Source organism: Rhizobium sp. 01N424, from assembly GCF_056399485.1.
In genome coordinates this window covers 64497-84756 of sequence record NZ_JBFTRK010000009.1, presented here as the reverse complement: position 1 = coordinate 84756, position 20260 = coordinate 64497, and the positions used below count along the sequence as shown (strand labels likewise).

The window sequence follows — 20260 nt, the reverse complement described above, 5'->3', positions numbered from 1 at the left end:
GGCTTGCGTGTGGCCTGAGGCAGGGTCCATGATGCGCCATCTTTTCGAGTCCATTTGCCCCATGAATTCAGAACCGGATATTGCCATCATCGGAGCGGGCGCCGCAGGCGTCGGCGCAGCAGGAAGGCTTGCAAAGAGCGGCCTTTCCGTTTCGGTCTTCGAAGCCCTGCCCCGGATCGGCGGCCGCGCCTGGACATTGAACACGCCTGTTGCCGCGATCGATCTCGGCTGCGGCTGGCTGCATTCGGCCGACCGCAATCCCTGGACGCGGATTGCCGAAGAGGCCGGCATTAAGGTCGATAGCAGACCAAGCGCCTGGCACCGGCAGGATCGCGATTTCGGTTTTCCGCGCGCCGAGCGGGATGCCGCCCGCGCTGCCTTTGGCCGCTGGGCCGAGCGAGTTGCCGAGGCACCTCCGCCAAGCGACTGTGCCATCGACGCTGTGGAGCCCGGCGAGCCCTGGCTTGCCTATATGCAGGCGCTGAGCGGCTATATCAGCGGCGACGAGCTGGAGCGCATATCGGCAGAGGATTATGCCGCCTATGACGAGGCCTCGACGGAGAACAACTGGCGTCTGGAGACCGGCTATGGCGCGCTTGTCGCCGCCACGATGCCGGTTTCGGTCGAGCTTCATCTGGCAACGCCGATCCAGTCGATCTCCCTCGACGGCAGCCGTTTGACGCTGCGGACGGAGCGCGGGACCATCAGGCCGCGAGCACTGGTCATCACCGTTTCCACCAATGTGCTCGCCAGCGATGCCATCGCCATGCCCTCCTCGCTCGACCCATGGCGCGAGGCCGCATTGCAGCTGCCGCTCGGCAACAACGAAAAGCTCTATTTCGAAATCACCGGCGGTCACAGTTTCGACGACGAAAGCCATGTGATCGGCAATCCGCGCGATCCCAGGACGGCGAGCTACTATATCCGCCCCTTCGGCAAGCCCGTCATCGAGGTCTTCCTCGGCGGAAGCGGTGCCCGGGCCGTGGCTGAAAACCCGGAAGCGGCTTTTCCGCGGGCGATGGAGGAGCTTTCGGCGCTGTTCGGCTCCGGCATTCACAGGGAACTTCGCCCGCTTGCCGCGTCCGAGTGGACCAACACCTCCTCGATCCGCGGCGGCTACAGCCATGCTCTGCCCGGCCATGCAGCGGCACGGCAGGCCCTGGCACGGCCGTTCGACAACCGCATCTTCTTCGCCGGCGAAGCAACCAACCGCACGGATTTCTCGACCGCGCACGGCGCCTATGAAAGCGGGCTTCGGGTCGCCGAAGAAGCGCTGCAGGCGCTCGGCCGGTAGAGCCGTATCCCCCAATTGCAACCGGTAGAGCTTTATGCCACGCTGACCGTGCCGTTTCGGCATTCGCAGAGGAAGGGGACCCCTCGCATGCTTCTATTGCTTGCATTTTTGATCGGGATCATTGCCGGCCTTCGGGCCATGACCGCACCGGCCGCCGTCGCATGGGGCGCAGCCCTCGGCTGGTTCGATGTCTCGCAGACGCCGCTTGCCTTCATGGGTTACAAATGGACGCCGTGGATATTCACGGTGCTGGCCGCCGTTGAGCTGATCACTGACCAGCTGCCGACCACGCCCAGCCGCAAGGTGCCGATGCAGTTCGGCGCCCGCATCATCATGGGCGCGCTGACCGGCGCCACGATCGGCGCATCCGGCGGCTCGCTGGTGGGTGGCCTGATCGCCGGCGTTATCGGCGCCATCGTTGGGACGCTCGGCGGGGCTGCCGTCCGCGGCAAGCTTGCTGCCGCCTTCGGCAAGGATACGCCGGCAGCCCTCATCGAGGACGCGATCGCCATCGTCGGCGCGCTCCTGATCGTATCGGCCGTCGCATGAAGACCCTTGACGCCATCTTCATCGGGGCCGGTCAGGCCGGCCCCTTTCTCGCTGCCCGCATGGCCGAGAAGGGCATGAAGGTGGCGCTGATCGAGCGCAAATATCTCGGCGGCACCTGCGTCAATGCCGGCTGCATGCCAACAAAAACGCTGGTCGCCAGTGCCCGCGCCGCGCATGTGGCCCGGACCGGCGGCGACTACGGCGTCAGGATTTCCGGCGCCATTGAGATCGACATGAAGACGGTGCGCAAGCGCGCCGAGACGGTGACCATGAATGCCCGCAACGGCCTGATCGGCTGGTTCTCGGGCATGAAGACCATGGAGGTCATCTACGGCCATGCGACATTCACTGGCGCCAAGACCGTCGAGGTGAACGGCGAGACGCTGACCGCGCCGCTGATCTTCCTGAATGTCGGCGCCCGCCCGACAATCCCGGATTTTCCAGGCCTTGCCGATATCGACTATCTTACCAGCACCTCGATCATCCAGCTCGATACCCTGCCCCGCCATCTCGTGGTGATCGGCGGCAGCTATATCGGCCTGGAATTCGCGCAGATGTACCGCCGCTTTGGCGCCGAGGTGACGGTTATCGAACGCGGTCCGAAGCTCGCCTCCCGCGAGGACGAGGATGTTTCGGATGCGATCGAGGAGATCGTCGTTTCCGACGGCATCACGGTTCACACCGGCGCGGAGAACATCGCTTTCGCCAAGAACGGAGATGACGTGACAGTGTCACTGGCTGGCAAGCCGGACATCCAGGCAAGCCATGTCCTCGTCGCCACCGGCCGCACGCCGAATACCGGCGATCTCGGCCTCGAAGCGGCTGGCGTCGCGACCAACAAGCGCGGCTTCATCACCGTCGATGACCGGCTAATGACCAATGTCGACGGCATCTATGCGCTCGGCGACTGCAACGGCCATGGCGCCTTCACGCATACATCCTATAACGATTTCGAGATCGCCGCCGCCAACCTGCTGGATGGCGGCGACCGCAGGGTCTCCAGCCGCATTCCAGCCTATGCGCTCTATATCGACCCGCCGCTCGGCCGCGCGGGAATTACCGAGAAACAGGCACGCGCCTCAGGCCGCAAGGTGCTGGTCTCGAAACGGCCGATGAGCCGAGTCGGCCGCGCCAACGAACGCGGCGAGACCAAGGGTTTCATGAAGATCGTCGCCGATGCGGAGACCAAGGAAATCCTCGGCGCCGCCTTCCTGGGCATCGAGGGCGACGAGGCGATCCATGGCATCATCGATGCGATGAATGCGGGAACCCGCTATCCGGTGCTGCAATGGTCGGTGCCGATCCATCCGACGGTCTCGGAGCTCATTCCAACGATCATCGGCGATCTCAAGCCGGTGTGATCAGGCAGGCCATCTGACGCCGTTTTCGGGCTTGCATTCTTGGCGGTTTTGGATTTACCTCGCCCCGTTCTCAGGGCGGGGTGCAATTCCCCACCGGCGGTATCGGGTTTACCCCCGGAGCCCGCGAGCGCTTCCAGCAATGGAAGGTCAGCAGATCCGGTGAGATGCCGGAGCCGACGGTATAGTCCGGATGGAAGAGAGCATGCAGGCAGAACCTCTCCAGGGAGAGGTGACTGATGCTGTTCGCCCAAGGGAGAATTGGGCCGCCGCGGCGGCTCGAAGCAACAGCCAGAGATGGCACCCTTGAAAGGCAGAGACATGACAATAGCAACCAAACCGCAGGGTCACCGGATCGCCATCGTGCGTGCCCGCTGGCACGCCGGTATCGTCGATCAATGCGTGAATTCCTTCATCTCGACATGGAAGGCACAGAGCACCAACGCGGCAGAGGTCGACATCTTCGACGTGCCTGGCGCGCTTGAAATCCCGCTCCATGCGCAGACGCTGGCCCGGACCGGCAAGTATGCGGCGATCCTCGGCTGCGCCTTCGTCGTCGACGGCGGCATCTATCGGCACGACTTCGTTGCCGGAACCGTTCTCGACGGCCTGATGCGCGTCCAGCTCGATACCAATGTGCCGGTACTGTCGGCGGTGCTGACGCCGCACCACTTCCAGGAAAGCGAAGCGCATATCGAGTTCTTCATGAACCACTTCGTCATCAAGGGCCAGGAAGCGGCCAATGCCTGCCGGGCGATCCTTGAGGCCCGCAGCAATCTCGCGGTCGCCGCACTCTGATCGGTAGAGCAGAATAATGCGCCGGAAAATCATCCGGCGCATTGATCAATTCGCGCTAAAGCGGGGCGCCTTGCCGCGCTCCGTGGCCGGTGCAGTGCTCGTCAGCACCTGGCCGTGAAAACGGCTCAGCTGACCGGTGACGTCGGCGATTTCGCTTTCGACACGCGCCTCGTCCCAGCCCAAAGCTGCGGCTGCGATGCCGGCGATTTCCCGCAATCCCTCGATCGTCAGGCGCCCCTCGATCGCCAGCGTCGTGCGGCGAAGCACGATATCGGCCAGATGGACGACGAGTTCGTTGCGGGTGATCCAGTCGATTTCCTTGAAGCTGTGCTGTGACGCGCCGGTCAGCCTGGTATCGTCGGAATGAACCGAAGCGAATGTGAGGATCGCCGTGGCCGTCGTACCGTACCGGCCCAGCAATTCGTCGGCGCGCTCGATCGTCACGCTCCCTTTCGCTGCCAGATCCTTGATCCAGTGGCCTCGCTTCTCGCCATCGGCGGGAAAGCCCTTGCCGCCGCCGATCGCAAGATAGCGGGTCGATTCGCTGCGGCTCCGCTGCAGACGCGCGAGAACGGTATCGGCAACCTCTTCGGCGAAGCCACGGAACGTCGTCCACTTGCCGCCAATCAGCGAGACGATCGCGAACGGGCGGCTGCCTTCGGGTTCCTTAACCGGCGCGGAATGGTCGCGGCTGATGAGGCCCGGTGCCGTCGCATCCGATGCCGGGAGCGGACGGATGCCGCTATAGCTGTAGACGATCTGATCGCGGTCGAAGCGTAGCGTCGGCAGCAGGGAACGAACGCTCTCGAGGAAATAGTCGGTCTCCGGTTCCTCGCAGCGAACGTCATCGGGATTATCGGCCGGGATATCGGTCGAGCCGACCAGCGCCAGGCCGAGATAGCTATAAACAAGGCAGATGCGGCCGTCGTCGGCCTCGAAATAGATCATATGGCCGTTGAGGCTGCGCACCAGTTCGGCATGGTCGAGCAGGATATGTGAGCCCTTGGTGCCGCCGATCATCTTCGAGGGCGCGCCGAGGGCCGCGTTGACATGATCGATCCAGGGACCAGCAGCGTTGACGACCAGCTTCGGCTTTACCGCGAACTCGCGGCCATCGGCCTGCCGGAATGTCAGCGACCCGCCTGAGACCGTTTCCATCGTGGTGAAATTGGCAGCCAGACTTTTCGGATTGGCATCGAGGCCATCGCGCACGAGTTCATAGACCAGCCGCTCAGGCCGGCTGATCTTTGCGTCATAATAGATGCCGCCGGCGACGATCGCTGGGGTCACATGCGGCATTTCCTTGCGGGCCTGCTTCCTCAGGATCAGCCGGTGCTTCGGCATCACCTGATCGCGCGAACCGAAAAAGTCGTAGAGCCGCAGGCCAATCTTGATCAGCACCGCACCGCGGCTGCGCGGCGCCGTCTTGGAGCCGAAGAGTGTGCGGATCGCCGCCCATATGCCACGCGTCCAGGAAAAGACCGGGATAAAGGTCGGCAGCGGCTCGACGCAATGCGGCGCGTTCTTGAGCAAGAGGTTGCGCTCCAGCGTCGATTGCGCGACGAGGCCGAATTCGCCGGTCTCGAGATATTTCAGCCCGCCGTGGATGAGCCTCGAGGGCGCAGCGCTGGTGCCTGAACCGAAATCGGCCTTGTCGACGATCAGGCAATTGACGCCCTGCACAGAGAGATCGCGAAACAGCCCGGCGCCGTTGATGCCCGCGCCGATGATGAGGACGTCGATGTCGCCCTCGCCGAGATCGGAGAAGCGCTGCTGCAGATCGGCTGTCATGATGTCATCGTCCTAAATCGCCCGCCGCGGCAGGCATCATTCATTTCAGTTTGCAGCCTGATCGGGCGCCAGCGCCGCAATCTTCGGCCAGAGCGGCGTCATGGCATCGGCGATCTCGCGAAATACCTGGTAACGCTTCTCGTAGTCGGCGCTGCGCGCCGGGTCCGGCTGGCAGGTTTTCTCGATGCTTGCGGTATCGCGCGGATCGCTTTGCGGATCGTCATAGATTCCAGCGCCCGATCCGGCGCAGAGCGCCGCGCCCCAGGCCGCTGCTTCGTCGGTTTCGGTCACGGTGACCGGCATGCCGAGGATATCGGCAAACATCTGCACGACGGCAGGATTGCGCGAGATGCCGCCCGCCAGACGAGCGCGGTCGAACGAGAACCCGTCGCGCAGAGCATCGACATGGATGCGGTGGTTGAAGGCAATACCCTCAAGTACGGCCCGCAGCATGTCGCCACGGTCGTGCCAGCCGCCGAGCCCGAAGAACCCGGCGCTCGCCTCAGCGCCATAAGGCGAACCGAAGAGATAGGGATGGAACAGCGCCGTCGAAGGCCGCTGGAAGGCCGCATCGATCTCCGGCCCAAGCAAGGCATGAACGGAGCGGCCGTTCGTCTCGCCCTCGGCCCGCTCGGCGGCGCAGAGCTTGTCGAGAAACCAGTCGTAATTGGCCGTCGAGGCCGGCGAGATCGACATGCTGTTCCAGATGCCGGGCGCAATGCCGTTGCGGCAGAACCAGCGCCTGTCGACGCGCGGTTCCGACGATAGTGTTTCGTTGATCGAGTAGGTGCCGGCGATGATGGCGACGACGCCCTTGCCGTATCCCCCGGCGCCGAGCGCCGAGGCGGTGACATCATGCAGACCCGCCATGACGGGCGTGCCTTCGGCGAGGCCGGTCAGATTTGCGGCCTCGCGCGTCACCCGGCCGACGATCTGGTCGGAGCGCGAAGCTGGCGGCAAGGCGTGAACGAGCTTCTGCAGGCCGAAGAGCCGCAGCGCATCCTGGCTGTAATCCTGTGTCTTCACGTCGGTGAAGGAGGTGCTGGCCTCGGTGCGATCCGTGCCGATGATCCCCGTCAGGCAGAAGCGCAGCCAGTCCTTGCAGCTGATGAAATGGCCGATGCGCTTGTAGCGCTCGGGCTCCATCTCGCGGATCCAGGCGAGCAGCGCCGACGGTGCGGAGACGTGCGGGATCTGGCCCGTCAGTTCGATGGCGCTCTCGGCGACATCACTGTCCGTCCATTCGTTGACGATCGGCCCTGCCCGGCTGTCAAGCGACAGGATGGCGCGGCCAAGCGGCTGCTGATCCTCGTCGAGCAGATAGATGCCGTCGCCATGCGCGGTGGCGGCTATACCCTGGATATCGCTTGCGGGGCGCTTGCTGAGCGCGATCGCCTCGCGGATCGCATCGGCCGTTGCCGTCCAGAGTTCGCCCATGTCGCGCTCGATATGGCGAGCCTTGGGAATGAACTGGGTGACGCGGCGCCTGCTGACTGCGAGCGGCGTGCCGTCAATGTCGAAAATGACGGCCTTGGTGACCGTCAGGCCACTATCGATCCCGAGCAGACTCGGCATTCGCCTTCCTCACTATCAGCAACCGGTGGCCGGGTTACGAGCGCCCTCCGGCGCTCTTGGCGACCACCACGTTGATATCCTTGGACCGCATGCGGTCGATGTGCACGGCGTCGGTCTTATCGTCGACGATGACGACGTCGAACTCGTCCAGTGCTGCGAAACTATGGAGTGCCCGCCGTTCGAACTTGGTGTGATCGGCAAGCAGGATGCGTTTGACGGAACAGTCAAACATGGCGCGCTTGGTATCGACGGTCTCCGGCGACTGATGCAGCACCGTGCCGTCGCTGATCGCCGACATGGAGATGAAGGCGATATCCGCCCGCAGCCCCTTGATCTCGCTGATCGTCATCCGGCCCATGAAGGCGTTGCACCAGTTGTAATACTGGCCGCCGAGTGCCAGCAGCGTCACGTCATGCATGCCCGTCAGCGCGTTCATCAGCGTCAGCGAATTGGTGATCGCGGTGACAGGCACCTTCGACGGCAAGTGCGCCGCCATCTGCAGAACCGTCGTCGAATCGTCGAAGAAGATCGCCTGCCCGGGCTCGACGAATTGCATCGCTGCCTCGGCAATCAGCTTCTTCTCCGTTGCCTGCCGGTTCGAGCGATAGACGTCGCTTGATTCGATCAAGTTCGTCGCCGCGGCGGTGACGATGCCGCGCGTCTTGCGGAAAAGCCCGCGGCTGACGAGTTCATCGACATCGCGATGGGCCGTCATCAGGCTGATCCCGAAGCGATCCGTCAGGTCTTCGATCCGCATCGAGCCTTCATTCATCACGGCCTCCGCGATCATGCGGCGGCGCGCGATCTGGCGCGTCTGCCGGCTGTCGCTTGTCAGCTCTTCCAACAGATCTTCGCCCTGGCTCGTCTTCTGTGTCACGGGGTCACCCTTGTCGCTGAATTCCGGATCCCAGCTTCGTACAGTGATTGCCACGCCAAGGCAAAAAGATGAAACGGAACGGGCGGTTGCGGGCACCATTTCAGGCATTGCGGAAGCCGGGCGGGTGGATGCCGCCCGGCTCTGAAAGAGCGCCCTGCCGGGCGCGCCTTCGATGTTTACTGCGACAGGACGAACGGCCCGGTATACTTGTCGACATTGTCCTTGGTGATCAGCAGGCAATCGAAGAGCTGCTTTTCGCTCTTGGCGCCGGTGCTGCCATTCTTGATGACATTGTCGGCCTGCTTGACGGCTTCTTCAGAGAAGACGGCAACCGGCTGGAGGACGGTGTACTGCAGTTCGCCGGCCTTGATCGCCGCAACAGCATCCGGAGAACCGTCGAAGCCGCCGACCTTGATGTTGGCGAGCTTGCCGGCTTCCTTGAGCGCTGCGATCGCGCCGAGAGCCATTTCATCGTTGCCAGAGATCACGCCGACGATGTCGGGATTTGCCTGCAGCATGGACTGCATCTTGTTGTGACCCTTGGTGCGGTCCCAATCGGCAACTTCCTTGGCAACCTTCTTCAGGTCCGGGTACTGCGACAGCACGGTTTCGTAGCCGTTGGAGCGGGTTGCCGCGTTGTTATCGGAAGGAGCGCCGAAGAGTTCGGCATAGTTGCCCTTGTCGCCGACAGCTTCGACCCACTGCTGCGCACCAAGCGCAGCACCCTGGGCGTTGTTGGAAACGAGCTGCGCCTTCGCCAGGCCTTCCTGGTTGATTTCAGCGTTGACGAGGATGACCGGGATACCGGCGGCAACAGCCTTCTTCACCGCACCGACCGAACCGTCGGCATTGGCCGGGTCGAGAATGATCGCGACCGACTTGTTGGTGATTGCCGTGTCGATCAGGTTGCTCTCGGTGTTGGTGTCACCCTTGTGGGCGCTGACCGAAGCCGTGTAGCCGAGCTTTTCGGCAGTGGCCTTGGCAACATTGCCTTCCGTCAGCCAGTAGGGGTTCGACGGATCGTTGACGATGATCGTCATGGCACCGGCTGCCCAGGCGGAGGTTGCGAGGAGCGGTGCGACAGCCGCGGCGGCGAGAAGAATGCGCATGCCTTTTTTAAACATAGTCTCTCTCCCATTAGTGAGCTCAGTTGTGCCGGAAACCGGCGTTGCTTTCCCCAATCGGCCTTCTTGGAACCCCAGCCTGCCGTCGTGGATAAGTTTCAGTCGCAGCCGTCAGGACGATTTGACCCGGCGGCCGTATTGGATGCTGTTCATCAGGACGGCGAGAACGATCACAGCGCCGGTAAAGACGGTCTGCCAATAGGCGGAGACGCCGATGATCACGAGACCATCCGACAGGAAGCCGATGACGAAGGCGCCAAGCATGGTGCCGCGCACCGTGCCGCGGCCACCCGTCAGCGCCGCGCCGCCGATGACGACGGCTGCAATCGCCGTCAGTTCGTAGGTCGTACCGGCGGTCGGGCCCGCCGACGTCAGCTGCGACGAGAGCACCAGGCCGGCGATCGCGGCGCAAACGCCTGAGAGCACATAGACGATGATCTTGACGCGCTTGACCGGAACGCCCGAAAGATCGGCCGCGCGCTCGTTGCCGCCCGATGCATAAAGCCAGCGGCCAAAGGCCGTGCGGCTGAGAACGATGCCGCAGACGATGGCAAGAACGGCAAGCACGATGACGCCGATCGGCACGCCGCCGAGGCGGTTGAAGCCGAGCCAGTCGAAGCCGGTATTCCCAAGCTCCGGGCGGCCACCGAGATTGTTGTAGGTCAGACCGTTGGTCATCAGCAGCGCGATACCGCGAGCTACATAGAGCACGCCGAGCGAGGCAACGAAGGCAGGCACCTTGAGATAGGCGACCAGCACGCCGTTAACCGCACCGACCAGGGCGCCGAGCGCACAGGTCAGCACTACGACCGCCCAGACCGGCGGATAGAGGATGACGCCGAAATAGCTGAGCGTCACGCCCTGCATCAGGAAACCGGCGATGCAGCCCGCGAGCCCGAGCGTCGAGCCGACCGAGAGGTCGATGCCGCCATTCAGGATGACCAGCAGCATGCCGATCGCCAGAATGCCAAAGATGGCGACGTGCGAGGCCATGATCAGGAAGTTGTTGAGGCTGAAATAATAGGGCGACAGGAACGAGAAGACCGCGATGATGACGATCAGCGCGAAGAACGCCCTGCCCTCGAGGATGAGACGCACGATATTGGTGTTGCGCTTCTGCCCGTTCGGAACTGTCTTCTTCTGGGTGATATCTGTGACTGACATAATCAGTGCTCCATAATTCCGGGCTAGTGCGCGACCACGGCTTCGCCGGAGGCGGCCATGATCTTTTCCTTGGTGACGTCAGAGCTAAACTCGGCCGAGATCCGGCCGCGATGCATGACGATGATGCGATGCGCGATGCTCAGGCATTCGTTGACTTCGGAGGTCGAATAGACGACCGCGAGCCCCTGCTTGGCGCGCTCGGCAAGCAGCTTGAAGACCTCGGCCTTTGCGCCGATATCGATGCCGCGGCTCGGTTCGTCGAGCAGGATGACCTTCGGCTGCGTGGCCAGCATCTTGCCGATGACGACCTTCTGCTGGTTGCCGCCGGAGAGCGAGCCGATCGACGCCTCGCCGCCATCTGTCTTCACGTGAACGCGGCGGATCGCATCGTTGACTAACTCCCGTTCGCGCCGGCCTGAAGTGAAGAGCCCCTTGGTGAAGGCGCCGATGCTGGCGAGCGACAGATTGGTGCCAACAGTCATCGTCTGCACCAGGCCATCGCGCTGGCGATCTTCGGGAACGAGAACCAGACCGCTCTCGATACGCTCGGCAATGCTGAAGCCGCCGACATCCCGGCCCTCAAGCAGGACCTGGCCACCGCTCGAGCGCAGACGCCCGGCAACGCATTCCAGAAGCTCGGTACGCCCGGCGCCCATCAGGCCGTAGATGCAGACCACTTCCCCGGCGCGCACCTTCAGCGACAGCCGGTCAACGGCGTTATAGGCAGCGCCCGACGGACCGGGCACGCTGAGATTCTCGATCGACAGCGCCACCTGGCCGAACTGATGACCCTCGGGCGGACTGCCGAGATCGAAATTGTCGCCGACCATGTTGCGGACGATCCATTCGAGATCGATGTCCTTGCGCTCGGCATAGGCAGTCATGGTGCCGTCGCGCAGGACGACGGCGTGATTGGTGATCTGCAGCGCCTCTTCGAGATGATGCGAGATATAGACGATGGAAACGCCGCGGCTCGTCAGGTCGTGGATGACCTTGAAGAGAACTTCGACCTCGGTGGCGCTCAGCGCCGAGGTCGGTTCGTCCATGATCAGAATGCGCGAATTGACCGAGAGCGCGCGGGCGATCTCGACGATCTGCTGCTGGCCGAGGCGGAGATCCTCGACGCGCGTCAGCGGATCGATGTCTTCCTCGAGCTCTTCCAGCAGCGCACGCGTCTGGCGCTCTTCCTCGGCGAAATCGACCATGCCGCCGGTGATGATCTCGCGGCCCATGAAGATGTTGTCGCGGACGCTGAGATTGGGCGCCAGGCTGAGTTCCTGGTGAATGATCGAGATGCCGTGTTCACGCGCATGGGTCGACGAGGTGAAGCTGATCGGCGAGCCATCGAGGATGATCTCACCCGAGCTTGGCTGCACGACACCGGAAAGGATCTTCATCAAGGTCGATTTGCCGGCACCATTCTCTCCGAACAGCGTGGTCACCTGACCGCGATGGATGTCGAAATTCACGCCCTTCAGGGCATGCACATTGCCGTAGGACTTGGCGATGTTGCGGGCGGCGAGAACGACTTCGCCCTGCACTCCGTTACTGCGTAGCGGCTGGCTCATTTGACTTCGACCTTGACGGGCGTGACCAGCCAGTTTTTCGGATTGATCAGCTTGAACACGCCGACCACGGTCGCGGATTTCCCATCCAGCGTTTCCGGATCGAGGCCGGTAAAGACCGACTTCTTCATCTCGTTGTTGATGGCCGATCCCGCATCCTGATACTGGATCTGGTTGGTGAACTGACCGAACTCGATGGTGCCGGTGGCATCGCGGAGGTCCGTGCCGTTGACCGCAGGGCCGGTCTGGACACGGACCACCGTCTCGGGAGGCAATCCATCGACTTTCAGTTCATTGGTGTTCGATTTGCGGGCGCCGAACGTGCCTGTCAGCGTGACAGGGATGACGGGTCCGGTGCTCGTCGCGGTGCCGTATTTCTCGGCGGCGGCCTTCTTGTCGGCGGCGATGGCGGCGGCAAGATCGGCAGCCGGTACGGCGCGCTCCTGCACATTGGCCAATATCTTCGGGAACTGCTCGGCGCCAAAGGTTTCCGGTGAGAAGACCTGCTGCCTGACGTCGTTTTCGGAACCGATCTTGACCACCGTCGTGTCGACAGCGATCGCGCCGACAACGGCAACAACGAATGCCACGCCCACGATAAGCTTCAGATTGCTGCTGCTCGGCTTCGGTGCTGCGTAATCGGTTTGTGTGCTCATGTCGAGACGGCCTTTGACTTGGAGACGATAAAGCGAAGGGGCTGGCTGCAACTACGATCGCAGACGCGCCACGGCATGGCATCGCGCCGGATCAGAACCCGGCAGGCAGCCCGCGAAAGCGCAAGTCTGGACGAAAATCCGCATTGGAAGCCTCCTCTTCAGGACGCGGCGCCAGTCTCCTCCGACCGCCTGATCCTGCAATCACCCATCCGGAAGCAGGCTTCCGTGATAGAACTGTGTTACTTATGCCGGAAACAATGTTATAAAATCATAAGGCTGTCAACGGCACTTTTATCAGGGCCTGCGTTTCAATGCGGCGCTTCACGGCTTGTTTATCGCGTTGCGGCGCAACATAAGAAGGCAGCAAATGCACAAATAAATACCTGTCAAAAAATTTGGAAAACTCATACATAACATTGATATTTAATATAAATTACAGATGCGCGATATTCGCAGCAAAAGCGGCGGCTGCAGTCTTGCGCAAACGGAGGCGGCCGCCGCGCATCAAGCCGATGCCCATTATTTTAGCTGAAAAAATTTTCATGACTAGAAAAATCTTGCTGGCCTTGTGATATCTTTGTGTTATGTTTATCGGTGAGGCCTATGGGAGGTTTCGGCAGATATTCGATTCATTACCGGCGGCAGACGCACGCTTGCGGCCCGTCACCATGGAATCGATCACGCGGCCGAAGCAGAGCGATGGAATTCGGCCGATCGGGAGGACTGCATGATGAATTGGACGCGCGTATTGCCCGCCGCAGCGTTCCCGGCATTGGCGGGATAACCCTGCGATGACAGCGACACAGAATATCATCATCGGCATCGACGCCGGCACATCCGTGATCAAGGCGGTTGCCTTCGATCTTTCTGGACGCCAGATCGCCACCGCATCCGTACGCAACAGATACGCAACCGGCGACGACGGCTCGGCGACGCAGCCGCTTGCGCAGACATGGGCGGATTGCGCCAGTGCGCTGCGCGGCCTTGGCGAAAAAGTGCCCGGTCTTGCGGCGCGCACCGCCGCCGTTTCCGTCACCGGACAAGGTGACGGCACGTGGCTCGTCGGTCGCGAGAGTGCACCGGTCGGCGATGCCTGGCTGTGGCTCGATGCGCGCGCCGCATCGACGGTGGTCTCGCTTGCGGCCGGGCCGAACAACCGCGCCCGCTTCGAGGCGACCGGCACCGGCCTCAACACCTGCCAGCAGGGCACCCAGCTCGCGCATATGGACCGTTTCGCGACCGATCTCCTTGATCGCGCCGAAACGGCGCTGCACTGCAAGGATTGGCTCTATCTCAATCTCACCGGCATCCGCGCCACCGATCCGTCGGAGGCGAGTTTCACCTTCGGCAATTTCCGCACCCGGCAATATGACGACGCCGTCATCGATGCGCTTGGCCTCGAACACCGGCGCAAGCTGCTGCCTGAGATCATCGACGGCACCGAAATCAGCCATCCGCTGACCACGGATGCCGCCAAGGCCTGCGGGCTGCTGGCCGGAACGCCCGTCTGCCTCGGCTATGTGGATATGGTGATGACCGCGCTCGGCGCCGGCGTCCGCAGCGGTGGGCGCAACGCCGCATGCTCGACGATCGGCTCGACCGGCGTCCACCTTCGCGCCAAGGCCGTCGGCGATGTCCACCTCAACAGTGAGGGCACCGGCTATGTGATCGCCCTGCCGATCCCCGGCATCGTCACCCAGGTCCAGACGAATATGGGATCGACGATCAATATCGACTGGATCCTCGATATCGCCGCCTCCCTGATGGCAGATGCCGGCAAGACGGTTTCGCATGCGGAGCTGATCGCGCGCATCGATGGCTGGTTTGCCGATAGCAAGCCGGGCTCCGTGCTCTATCACCCCTATATTTCCGAAGCCGGCGAGCGCGGCCCCTTCGTCAACGCCAACGCGCGTGCCGGCTTTGCCGGGCTGTCCACCCGCCACCGTTTCCCCGATCTCGTGAGAGGCGTGGTCGAGGGTCTTGGGCTCGCGACCCGCGATTGCTATGCGGCAATGGGGGCGATGCCGGAAGAACTGCGCATCACTGGCGGCGCCACGCGTTCGCAGAGCCTGCGCCGCTCGCTGTCATCAGCCGTCAACGCACCGATCCGCCAGTCGCAACGCGACGAGACCGGGGCTGCTGGTGCCGCGATGATGGCCGCGGTTGCGGTCGGCGTGTATCCGACGATGGATGATTGCATTGCCGACTGGGTCTCGCCGCTGCTTGGCGAACCCGAGGTTCCCGATGCCGCCGAGGCGGCGCGGTTCGAAACGCTTTTCGCAGCCTATACCGACATCCGCCAGGCAATGGCGCCCGCCTGGGACAAGCTCGCCTCGACCGCGACGGCGACACCAGGCGCATAACTCAAGTTCTGATGCGCTGGCATCTAAGGAGCATGACATGACCGAACCCGAAACCCTGGACCTCTTCGTCATCGGCGGCGGCATCAACGGCGCCGGTATCGCACGCGATGCCGCTGGCCGTGGGCTCAAGGTGGCGCTGTGCGAAAAGGATGATCTGGCGCAGGGAACCTCGTCGCGGTCGGGCAAACTGGTGCATGGCGGGCTGCGTTATCTCGAATATTACGAATTCCGCCTGGTGCGCGAAGCGCTGATCGAACGCGAAGTGCTGCTCAATGCCGCCCCGCACATTATCTGGCCGATGCGCTTCGTGCTGCCGCACAGCCCTGAGGACCGCCCGGCCTGGCTGGTTCGCCTCGGCCTCTTCCTCTACGACCACCTCGGCGGCCGGAAGAAGCTGCCGGGCACCCGCACGCTCAACCTGCTGCGCGATCCCGAGGGCACGCCGATCCTCGATCAATACAAGCGCGGCTTCGAATATTCCGATTGCTGGGTCGATGACGCCCGCCTCGTCGTGCTGAACGCCGTCAGCGCCGCCGAAAAAGGTGCGATCGTGCTGACCCGTTCGCCTGCCGTCTCCGCCCGGCGCGAAAATGGCGCATGGACCGTCGTCACCAAGAACAGCACGACAGGCGAGACCCGCACTTTCAAAGCCAAATGTCTGGTGAATTGCGCCGGCCCCTGGGTGACCGACATCATCAACCGCGTCGCCGGATCGAACTCGGCCCGCAATGTGCGCCTGGTCAAGGGCAGCCACATCATCGTCCCGAAATTCTGGGCGGGCTCGAATGCCTATCTCGTCCAGAACCACGACAAGCGCGTCATCTTCATCAACCCCTATGAGGGCGACAAGGCGCTGATCGGCACCACCGACATCGCCTATGAAGGCCGCGCCGAGGATGTCTCTGCCGACGAGAGCGAGATCGATTACCTGCTGAAGGCGGTGAACCGCTACTTCAAGGAAAAGCTCCGCCGCCAGGACGTGCTGCACAGCTTCTCCGGCGTGCGTCCGCTCTTCGACGACGGCAAGGGCAATCCGTCCGCCGTGACCCGCGACTATGTCTTCGATCTCGACGAAACCGGCGGCGCGCCGCTGCTCAATGTCTTCGGCGGCAAGATCACCACCTTCCGCGAGCTCGCCGAGCGCGGCCTGCACCGCCTCAAGCACATCTTCCCCGGCATGGGCGGTGACTGGACCCAGACGGCACCCCTGCCCGGCGGCGAAATCCCCAATGCCGACTATGAGACCTTCGCCAACAGTCTGCGCGACACCTATCCCTGGATGCCACGCAAGCTCGTGCATCACTATGGCCGCCTCTATGGCGCCCGCACCAAGACCGTCGTTTCAGGAGCAACCAGCATCGAGGCGCTCGGCCGCCATTTCGGCGGGCAGTTCTACGAGGCGGAGGCCCGCTACCTAGTCGCCACCGAATGGGCGGAAACGGCAGAGGACATCCTATACCGCCGCACCAAGCACTATCTGCACATGAGCGAGGCCGAGCGCGCTGCCTTTGCCGACTGGTTCGCCTCCTCCCGCCTCGCCGCCGCCTGAAGGAGGTTTCGATGACGCTGACGCTTTCGTTGAATACCAATCCGCTGGTCAACCGCTTCGCGGAGCCCGACGATCTGATCGACACGGTGGCGCGCGACCTGAAGATCCGCGACCTGCAGCTGACCCACGAATTCATCAATCCGAGCTGGCAGGCGCCGGTGATCCGCCGCCTGACGCGGTGCATGAACACGGCGCTGCGGCGCACCGGCGTTCGCGTCACCTCCGGGATGACCGGCCCCTACGGCCGCCTCAACCATTTCGGCCACCCTGATGCCGAGGTCAGGCGTTACTATATCGACTGGTTCAAGACCTTTGTCGATATCACCGCCGATCTCGGCGGCGATTCCGTCGGCACACAGTTTGCGATCTTCACCTACAGGGATTTCGACGACCCCGTTCGCCGCGAGGAGCTGATCAAGATCGCCATCGACAGCTGGGCCGAAGTCGCGGAACATGGCCGCGCCGCCGGCCTTTCCTATGTTTTCTGGGAGCCGATGAGCGTCGGCCGCGAGTTCGGCGAGACGATCGCCGCCTGCCTGTCGCTGCAGGAACGGCTGACATCGGCGAAAATGGCGATCCCGATGTGGATGATGGCCGATATCGACCATGGCGACGTCACCTCCGCCAACCCCGACGATTTCGATCCCTATGCCTGGGCCCGCGCCGTGCCGCCGGTCTCGCCGATCATCCACATCAAGCAGAGCCTGATGGACAAGGGCGGCCACCGTCCCTTCACAGCTGATTTCAACGCCAGGGGCCGCATTCAGCCGGCGCCGCTGCTTAAGGCCTTTGCCGATGGCGGTGCCGTCAACAACGAGATCTGCCTCGAACTCTCCTTCAAGGAGCGTGAGCCGAACGATCGCGAGGTCATCCCGCAGATTGCCGAAAGCATCGCGTTCTGGTCGCCGTATATCGACACCGGCATCGACGACTTGAACATCTGAGATGGAGAACTTTAAAAGGCAGCACCACGACGCGGCGGAATCGCCACGCGGGACATTCGAAAGGAAGCGGCTGTGACGGATGCCGATRATACGCTTGCCGTACGTGCCGCATGGCTGCATTACGCCGGTGGATTGACCCAGTCGGAGGTTGCCCGGCGCCTCGGTGTGCCCTCGGTCAAGGCGCACCGGCTGATCGCGCGCGCCGTCGCCGATGGCGTGGTGAAAGTCACGATCGACGGCGATATCGTCGAATGCGTCGAGCTCGAATCCCGCCTTTCGGAGCGTTTCGGGCTGCAATATTGCGAAGTGGCACCCGATCTCGGCGAGGAAGGCCTGCCGCTGCGCGCGCTCGGCCATGCCGGCGCCGGATATCTGAAGCGCGAGATCGAGCGGGGCGACAACAAGGTGATCGGCCTCGGTCATGGGCGCACACTGTCGGCGGCCGTCCAGTACATGCCGCGCATCAATGCCAAGGACCTGCGTTTCGTCTCGCTGCTTGGCGGTTTGACGCGGAACTACGGCGCCAATCCTTACGACGTGATGCACCGGATCGCCGAAAAGACCGGGACGCATGCCTATGTGATGCCCGTCCCCTTCTTCGCCAATACCGGTGAGGACCGTAAGGTGCTGAAGGCGCAGCGCGCCGTGAAGGAAGTCTTCGACCTCGCCAACAATGCGGATCTCAAGCTCGTCGGCCTCGGAACCGTCGATGCCGAAGCGCAGCTGGTACTCTCGGGCATGGTCGAGCCCAGCGAAATACAGGATATCGCCGCGGCCGGTGGCGTCGGCGAAATTCTCGGCCATTTCTTCGATGCCGATGGCCAGGTGCTGGACACGGCGCTGACCGCCCGCACGCTTTCGGCCTCCTTCCCGAGGTCGAAGACCGAACGTCTCGTGGCGCTCGCCGGCGGCCAGTCGAAGGTTGCGGCGATCCGCGCCATCCTCAACAGCCGCCGCCTTTTCGGTCTCATTACCGATGAGAAGACCGCACAGACGCTGTTGAAATAGCGGCAAAAGCAACATGATGTGATCGCAAAATCACATCATGAATGTTGCTTATCACGAAATATCCGTTATCTTAACACCGTAGACTTGGGTGGAGACCGGAATGAAGCGGGAAGAACGGCAGCAGCTGATTGTCAATCTGCTCGTCGAAAACAAGACCGTCGATCTCGACGACCTTGCCGATCGCTTCACCGTGTCGAAGATGACTGTTCACCGCGATCTCGACGACCTCGAACAGGCTGGCGTGCTGCGCAAGGTCCGCGGCGGCGCGACGATCGACGCCGGCACGCAGTTCGAAAGCGATTTCCGCATCCGCGAACGCCAGGGCGGCGAAGCCAAGATCGCCATGGCGCAGAAGGCATTGGAGCTGGTCGAGCCCGGGATGACCGTGATGGTCAATGACGGATCGATGGCGGCGGTGCTCGGCGAAATGCTGCTGCAGAAGCGGCCACTGACCGTGATCACCAACAACGCGGCGATCATGGAGCGGCTGAAGAGCGAAAACGGCATCACGCTGATCGCGCTCGGTGGCATCTACTCTGCCAAGTTCAACGCCTATCTCGGCGTCGTCACCGAGGAAGCGCTGTCGAAGCTCAGGGCCGATATCGCCTTCATCTCGACTCCTGCCGTCAGCGGCAGGCTCGCCTATCACATGGACGACAACGCCGTGCGCGCCAAGCGGGCGATGATTGCCTCGGCATCGCGGAGCTGCCTCCTGGTCAACCACGAGCGCATCGGCCACACCGCCCTGCACGTGATGGCCGATCTTGCCGGCTTCGACGCCGTGATCACCGACAAGGCGCCCGAAAAGGCCGCCCTCGACGAATTCGAACAGGCGGGCATCATGCTCACCATCGCATCAGAACAGGATCCGACATGACCGAAAAGCCGCGCTTCTGGATCGGCACCAGCTGGAAGATGAACAAGACGCTCGCCGAAGCGCAAGCTTTCGCCCGCGGCCTCGAAGCTGCCGATGCGGCGCGCGATCCGCGTATCCAGCGCTTCGTCATCCCGCCCTTCACCGCCGTGCGCGAAGTCAAGGCGATGCTGGCCAAGACATCCGTCAAGGTCGGTGCGCAGAACATGCACTGGGCCGATCAGGGCGCTTGGACCGGCGAGGTCTCGCCGGTGATGCTGAAGGACTGCAATCTCGATATCGTCGAACTTGGCCATTCCGAGCGCCGCGAGCATTTCGGCGAGACCGACGAGACCGTGGGTCTGAAGACCGAAGCGGCCGTCCGCCACGACCTGATCCCGCTTATCTGCATCGGCGAGACACTTGCCGACCGCGAGAGCGGCAAGGCTGCCGAGATCCTGGCAACGCAGGTGCGCCGAGCTCTCTCGAAACTCTCGCAAACGCAGTCATCGGCCGAGATCCTGCTCGCCTATGAGCCCGTCTGGGCGATCGGCGAAAACGGCATCCCGGCGAGCGCCGATTATGCGGACGCCCGCCAGGCCGAAATCATTGCGGTTGCCGAAGACGTGCTCGGCCGCACGGTCCCCTGCCTCTATGGCGGATCGGTCAATCCTGGAAACTGCGAAGAACTGATCTCGAGCCCGCATATCGACGGGCTCTTCATCGGCCGTTCGGCCTGGAACGTCGAGGGCTATCTCGACATTCTCACCAAATGTGCCGCCAAACTCTGAG

17 protein-coding genes and 1 riboswitch are annotated in these 20260 nt (G+C 62.8%); of the genes, 10 read left to right on the top strand and 7 right to left on the bottom strand.

Annotation, left to right across the window (positions count from 1 at the left end):
- The first annotated feature begins 61 nt into the window (after positions 1–61).
- The 4 genes from AC1DNK_RS21305 (at position 62) to AC1DNK_RS21290 (ending at position 3999) form a co-directional block, all read left to right on the top strand.
- Positions 62–1294, top strand: coding sequence for a flavin monoamine oxidase family protein (locus AC1DNK_RS21305; RefSeq protein ID WP_477943211.1), 1233 nt, complete (start codon positions 62–64; stop codon positions 1292–1294).
- An 87-nt stretch (positions 1295–1381) separates the two neighbouring features.
- Complete coding sequence (locus tag AC1DNK_RS21300) at positions 1382–1843, top strand: DUF4126 domain-containing protein (protein WP_477943210.1); 462 nt, start codon at positions 1382–1384, stop codon at positions 1841–1843.
- Complete coding sequence (locus tag AC1DNK_RS21295) at positions 1840–3204, top strand: FAD-containing oxidoreductase (protein WP_477943209.1); 1365 nt, start codon at positions 1840–1842, stop codon at positions 3202–3204. The genes AC1DNK_RS21300 and AC1DNK_RS21295 overlap by 4 nt, the downstream gene beginning before the upstream one ends.
- Before the next feature lie 62 nt (positions 3205–3266).
- A riboswitch (FMN riboswitch) is annotated at positions 3267–3410 on the top strand.
- A gap of 112 nt (positions 3411–3522) precedes the next feature.
- Complete coding sequence (locus AC1DNK_RS21290; RefSeq protein ID WP_477943208.1) at positions 3523–3999, top strand: 6,7-dimethyl-8-ribityllumazine synthase; 477 nt, start codon at positions 3523–3525, stop codon at positions 3997–3999.
- Positions 4000–4044: 45 nt separating this feature from the next.
- Here the strand turns inward: AC1DNK_RS21290 and AC1DNK_RS21285 are convergent, their stop codons facing one another.
- The 7 genes from AC1DNK_RS21285 to AC1DNK_RS21255 form a co-directional block, all read right to left on the bottom strand.
- A complete protein-coding gene (locus AC1DNK_RS21285) occupies positions 4045–5790 on the bottom strand; it encodes a glycerol-3-phosphate dehydrogenase/oxidase (RefSeq protein WP_477943207.1) in 1746 nt (581 codons plus the stop codon).
- A 45-nt stretch (positions 5791–5835) separates the two neighbouring features.
- A complete protein-coding gene (locus AC1DNK_RS21280) occupies positions 5836–7365 on the bottom strand; it encodes an FGGY-family carbohydrate kinase (RefSeq protein WP_477943206.1) in 1530 nt (509 codons plus the stop codon).
- 34 nt (positions 7366–7399) lie between these two features.
- Positions 7400–8242: a DeoR/GlpR family DNA-binding transcription regulator gene (locus AC1DNK_RS21275; RefSeq protein WP_477943205.1), complete on the bottom strand. Its 843-nt coding sequence runs from the start codon at positions 8240–8242 to the stop codon at positions 7400–7402.
- A 176-nt stretch (positions 8243–8418) separates the two neighbouring features.
- Positions 8419–9366, bottom strand: a complete 948-nt coding sequence (locus AC1DNK_RS21270) for a D-ribose ABC transporter substrate-binding protein (RefSeq protein ID WP_112388461.1) — start codon at positions 9364–9366, stop codon at positions 8419–8421.
- A gap of 111 nt (positions 9367–9477) precedes the next feature.
- Positions 9478–10530, bottom strand: coding sequence for an ABC transporter permease (locus tag AC1DNK_RS21265; protein ID WP_112514762.1), 1053 nt, complete (start codon positions 10528–10530; stop codon positions 9478–9480).
- A gap of 23 nt (positions 10531–10553) precedes the next feature.
- The gene (locus AC1DNK_RS21260) at positions 10554–12098 is read right to left on the bottom strand and encodes a sugar ABC transporter ATP-binding protein (protein WP_477943204.1); all 1545 of its coding nucleotides are present in this window, start codon (positions 12096–12098) and stop codon (positions 10554–10556) included.
- Positions 12095–12751 carry a DUF2291 domain-containing protein gene (locus tag AC1DNK_RS21255; protein WP_477943203.1) on the bottom strand — a complete coding sequence of 219 codons (657 nt, stop codon included), beginning with the start codon at positions 12749–12751 and terminating at the stop codon, positions 12095–12097. The genes AC1DNK_RS21260 and AC1DNK_RS21255 overlap by 4 nt, the downstream gene beginning before the upstream one ends.
- A 791-nt stretch (positions 12752–13542) precedes the next feature.
- Between AC1DNK_RS21255 and AC1DNK_RS21250 the strand changes: the two genes are divergently transcribed.
- The 6 genes from AC1DNK_RS21250 to AC1DNK_RS21225 all read left to right on the top strand — a co-directional run bounded on the left by AC1DNK_RS21250 (position 13543) and on the right by AC1DNK_RS21225 (position 20259).
- The gene (locus tag AC1DNK_RS21250; protein WP_477943202.1) at positions 13543–15114 is read left to right on the top strand and encodes an FGGY family carbohydrate kinase; all 1572 of its coding nucleotides are present in this window, start codon (positions 13543–13545) and stop codon (positions 15112–15114) included.
- 37 nt (positions 15115–15151) lie between these two features.
- Positions 15152–16663 (top strand): glycerol-3-phosphate dehydrogenase, encoded by a 1512-nt coding sequence (locus AC1DNK_RS21245; protein WP_477943201.1) that lies wholly within the window; start codon positions 15152–15154, stop codon positions 16661–16663.
- 11 nt (positions 16664–16674) lie between these two features.
- Positions 16675–17607 carry a sugar phosphate isomerase/epimerase family protein gene (locus AC1DNK_RS21240; protein WP_477943200.1) on the top strand — a complete coding sequence of 311 codons (933 nt, stop codon included), beginning with the start codon at positions 16675–16677 and terminating at the stop codon, positions 17605–17607.
- Positions 17608–17679: 72 nt separating this feature from the next.
- On the top strand, positions 17680–18615 hold the full coding sequence (locus AC1DNK_RS21235) for a sugar-binding transcriptional regulator (protein ID WP_477943199.1): 936 nt from the start codon (positions 17680–17682) through the stop codon (positions 18613–18615).
- Positions 18616–18715: 100 nt separating this feature from the next.
- Positions 18716–19492, top strand: coding sequence for a DeoR/GlpR family DNA-binding transcription regulator (locus tag AC1DNK_RS21230; protein ID WP_477943198.1), 777 nt, complete (start codon positions 18716–18718; stop codon positions 19490–19492).
- Entirely contained in the window at positions 19489–20259 is a 771-nt protein-coding gene (locus AC1DNK_RS21225; RefSeq protein ID WP_477943197.1) for a triose-phosphate isomerase, read from the top strand. The genes AC1DNK_RS21230 and AC1DNK_RS21225 overlap by 4 nt, the downstream gene beginning before the upstream one ends.
- The last annotated feature ends 1 nt before the right edge of the window (position 20260 follow it).

What these genes read in the sequence shown, in the direction of transcription:
- AC1DNK_RS21305 (WP_477943211.1), top strand. Translation starts at nt 62, where the DNA reads ATGAATTCAGAACCGGATATTGCCATCATCGGAGCGGGCGCCGCAGGC.
- AC1DNK_RS21300 (WP_477943210.1), top strand. Translation starts at nt 1,382, where the DNA reads ATGCTTCTATTGCTTGCATTTTTGATCGGGATCATTGCCGGCCTTCGG.
- AC1DNK_RS21295 (WP_477943209.1), top strand. Translation starts at nt 1,840, where the DNA reads ATGAAGACCCTTGACGCCATCTTCATCGGGGCCGGTCAGGCCGGCCCC.
- AC1DNK_RS21290 (WP_477943208.1), top strand. Translation starts at nt 3,523, where the DNA reads ATGACAATAGCAACCAAACCGCAGGGTCACCGGATCGCCATCGTGCGT.
- AC1DNK_RS21285 (WP_477943207.1), bottom strand. Translation starts at nt 5,790, where the DNA reads ATGACAGCCGATCTGCAGCAGCGCTTCTCCGATCTCGGCGAGGGCGAC.
- AC1DNK_RS21280 (WP_477943206.1), bottom strand. Translation starts at nt 7,365, where the DNA reads ATGCCGAGTCTGCTCGGGATCGATAGTGGCCTGACGGTCACCAAGGCC.
- AC1DNK_RS21270 (WP_112388461.1), bottom strand. Translation starts at nt 9,366, where the DNA reads ATGTTTAAAAAAGGCATGCGCATTCTTCTCGCCGCCGCGGCTGTCGCA.
- AC1DNK_RS21265 (WP_112514762.1), bottom strand. Translation starts at nt 10,530, where the DNA reads ATGTCAGTCACAGATATCACCCAGAAGAAGACAGTTCCGAACGGGCAG.
- AC1DNK_RS21260 (WP_477943204.1), bottom strand. Translation starts at nt 12,098, where the DNA reads ATGAGCCAGCCGCTACGCAGTAACGGAGTGCAGGGCGAAGTCGTTCTC.
- AC1DNK_RS21255 (WP_477943203.1), bottom strand. Translation starts at nt 12,751, where the DNA reads ATGAGCACACAAACCGATTACGCAGCACCGAAGCCGAGCAGCAGCAAT.
- AC1DNK_RS21250 (WP_477943202.1), top strand. Translation starts at nt 13,543, where the DNA reads ATGACAGCGACACAGAATATCATCATCGGCATCGACGCCGGCACATCC.
- AC1DNK_RS21245 (WP_477943201.1), top strand. Translation starts at nt 15,152, where the DNA reads ATGACCGAACCCGAAACCCTGGACCTCTTCGTCATCGGCGGCGGCATC.
- AC1DNK_RS21240 (WP_477943200.1), top strand. Translation starts at nt 16,675, where the DNA reads ATGACGCTGACGCTTTCGTTGAATACCAATCCGCTGGTCAACCGCTTC.
- AC1DNK_RS21230 (WP_477943198.1), top strand. Translation starts at nt 18,716, where the DNA reads ATGAAGCGGGAAGAACGGCAGCAGCTGATTGTCAATCTGCTCGTCGAA.
- AC1DNK_RS21225 (WP_477943197.1), top strand. Translation starts at nt 19,489, where the DNA reads ATGACCGAAAAGCCGCGCTTCTGGATCGGCACCAGCTGGAAGATGAAC.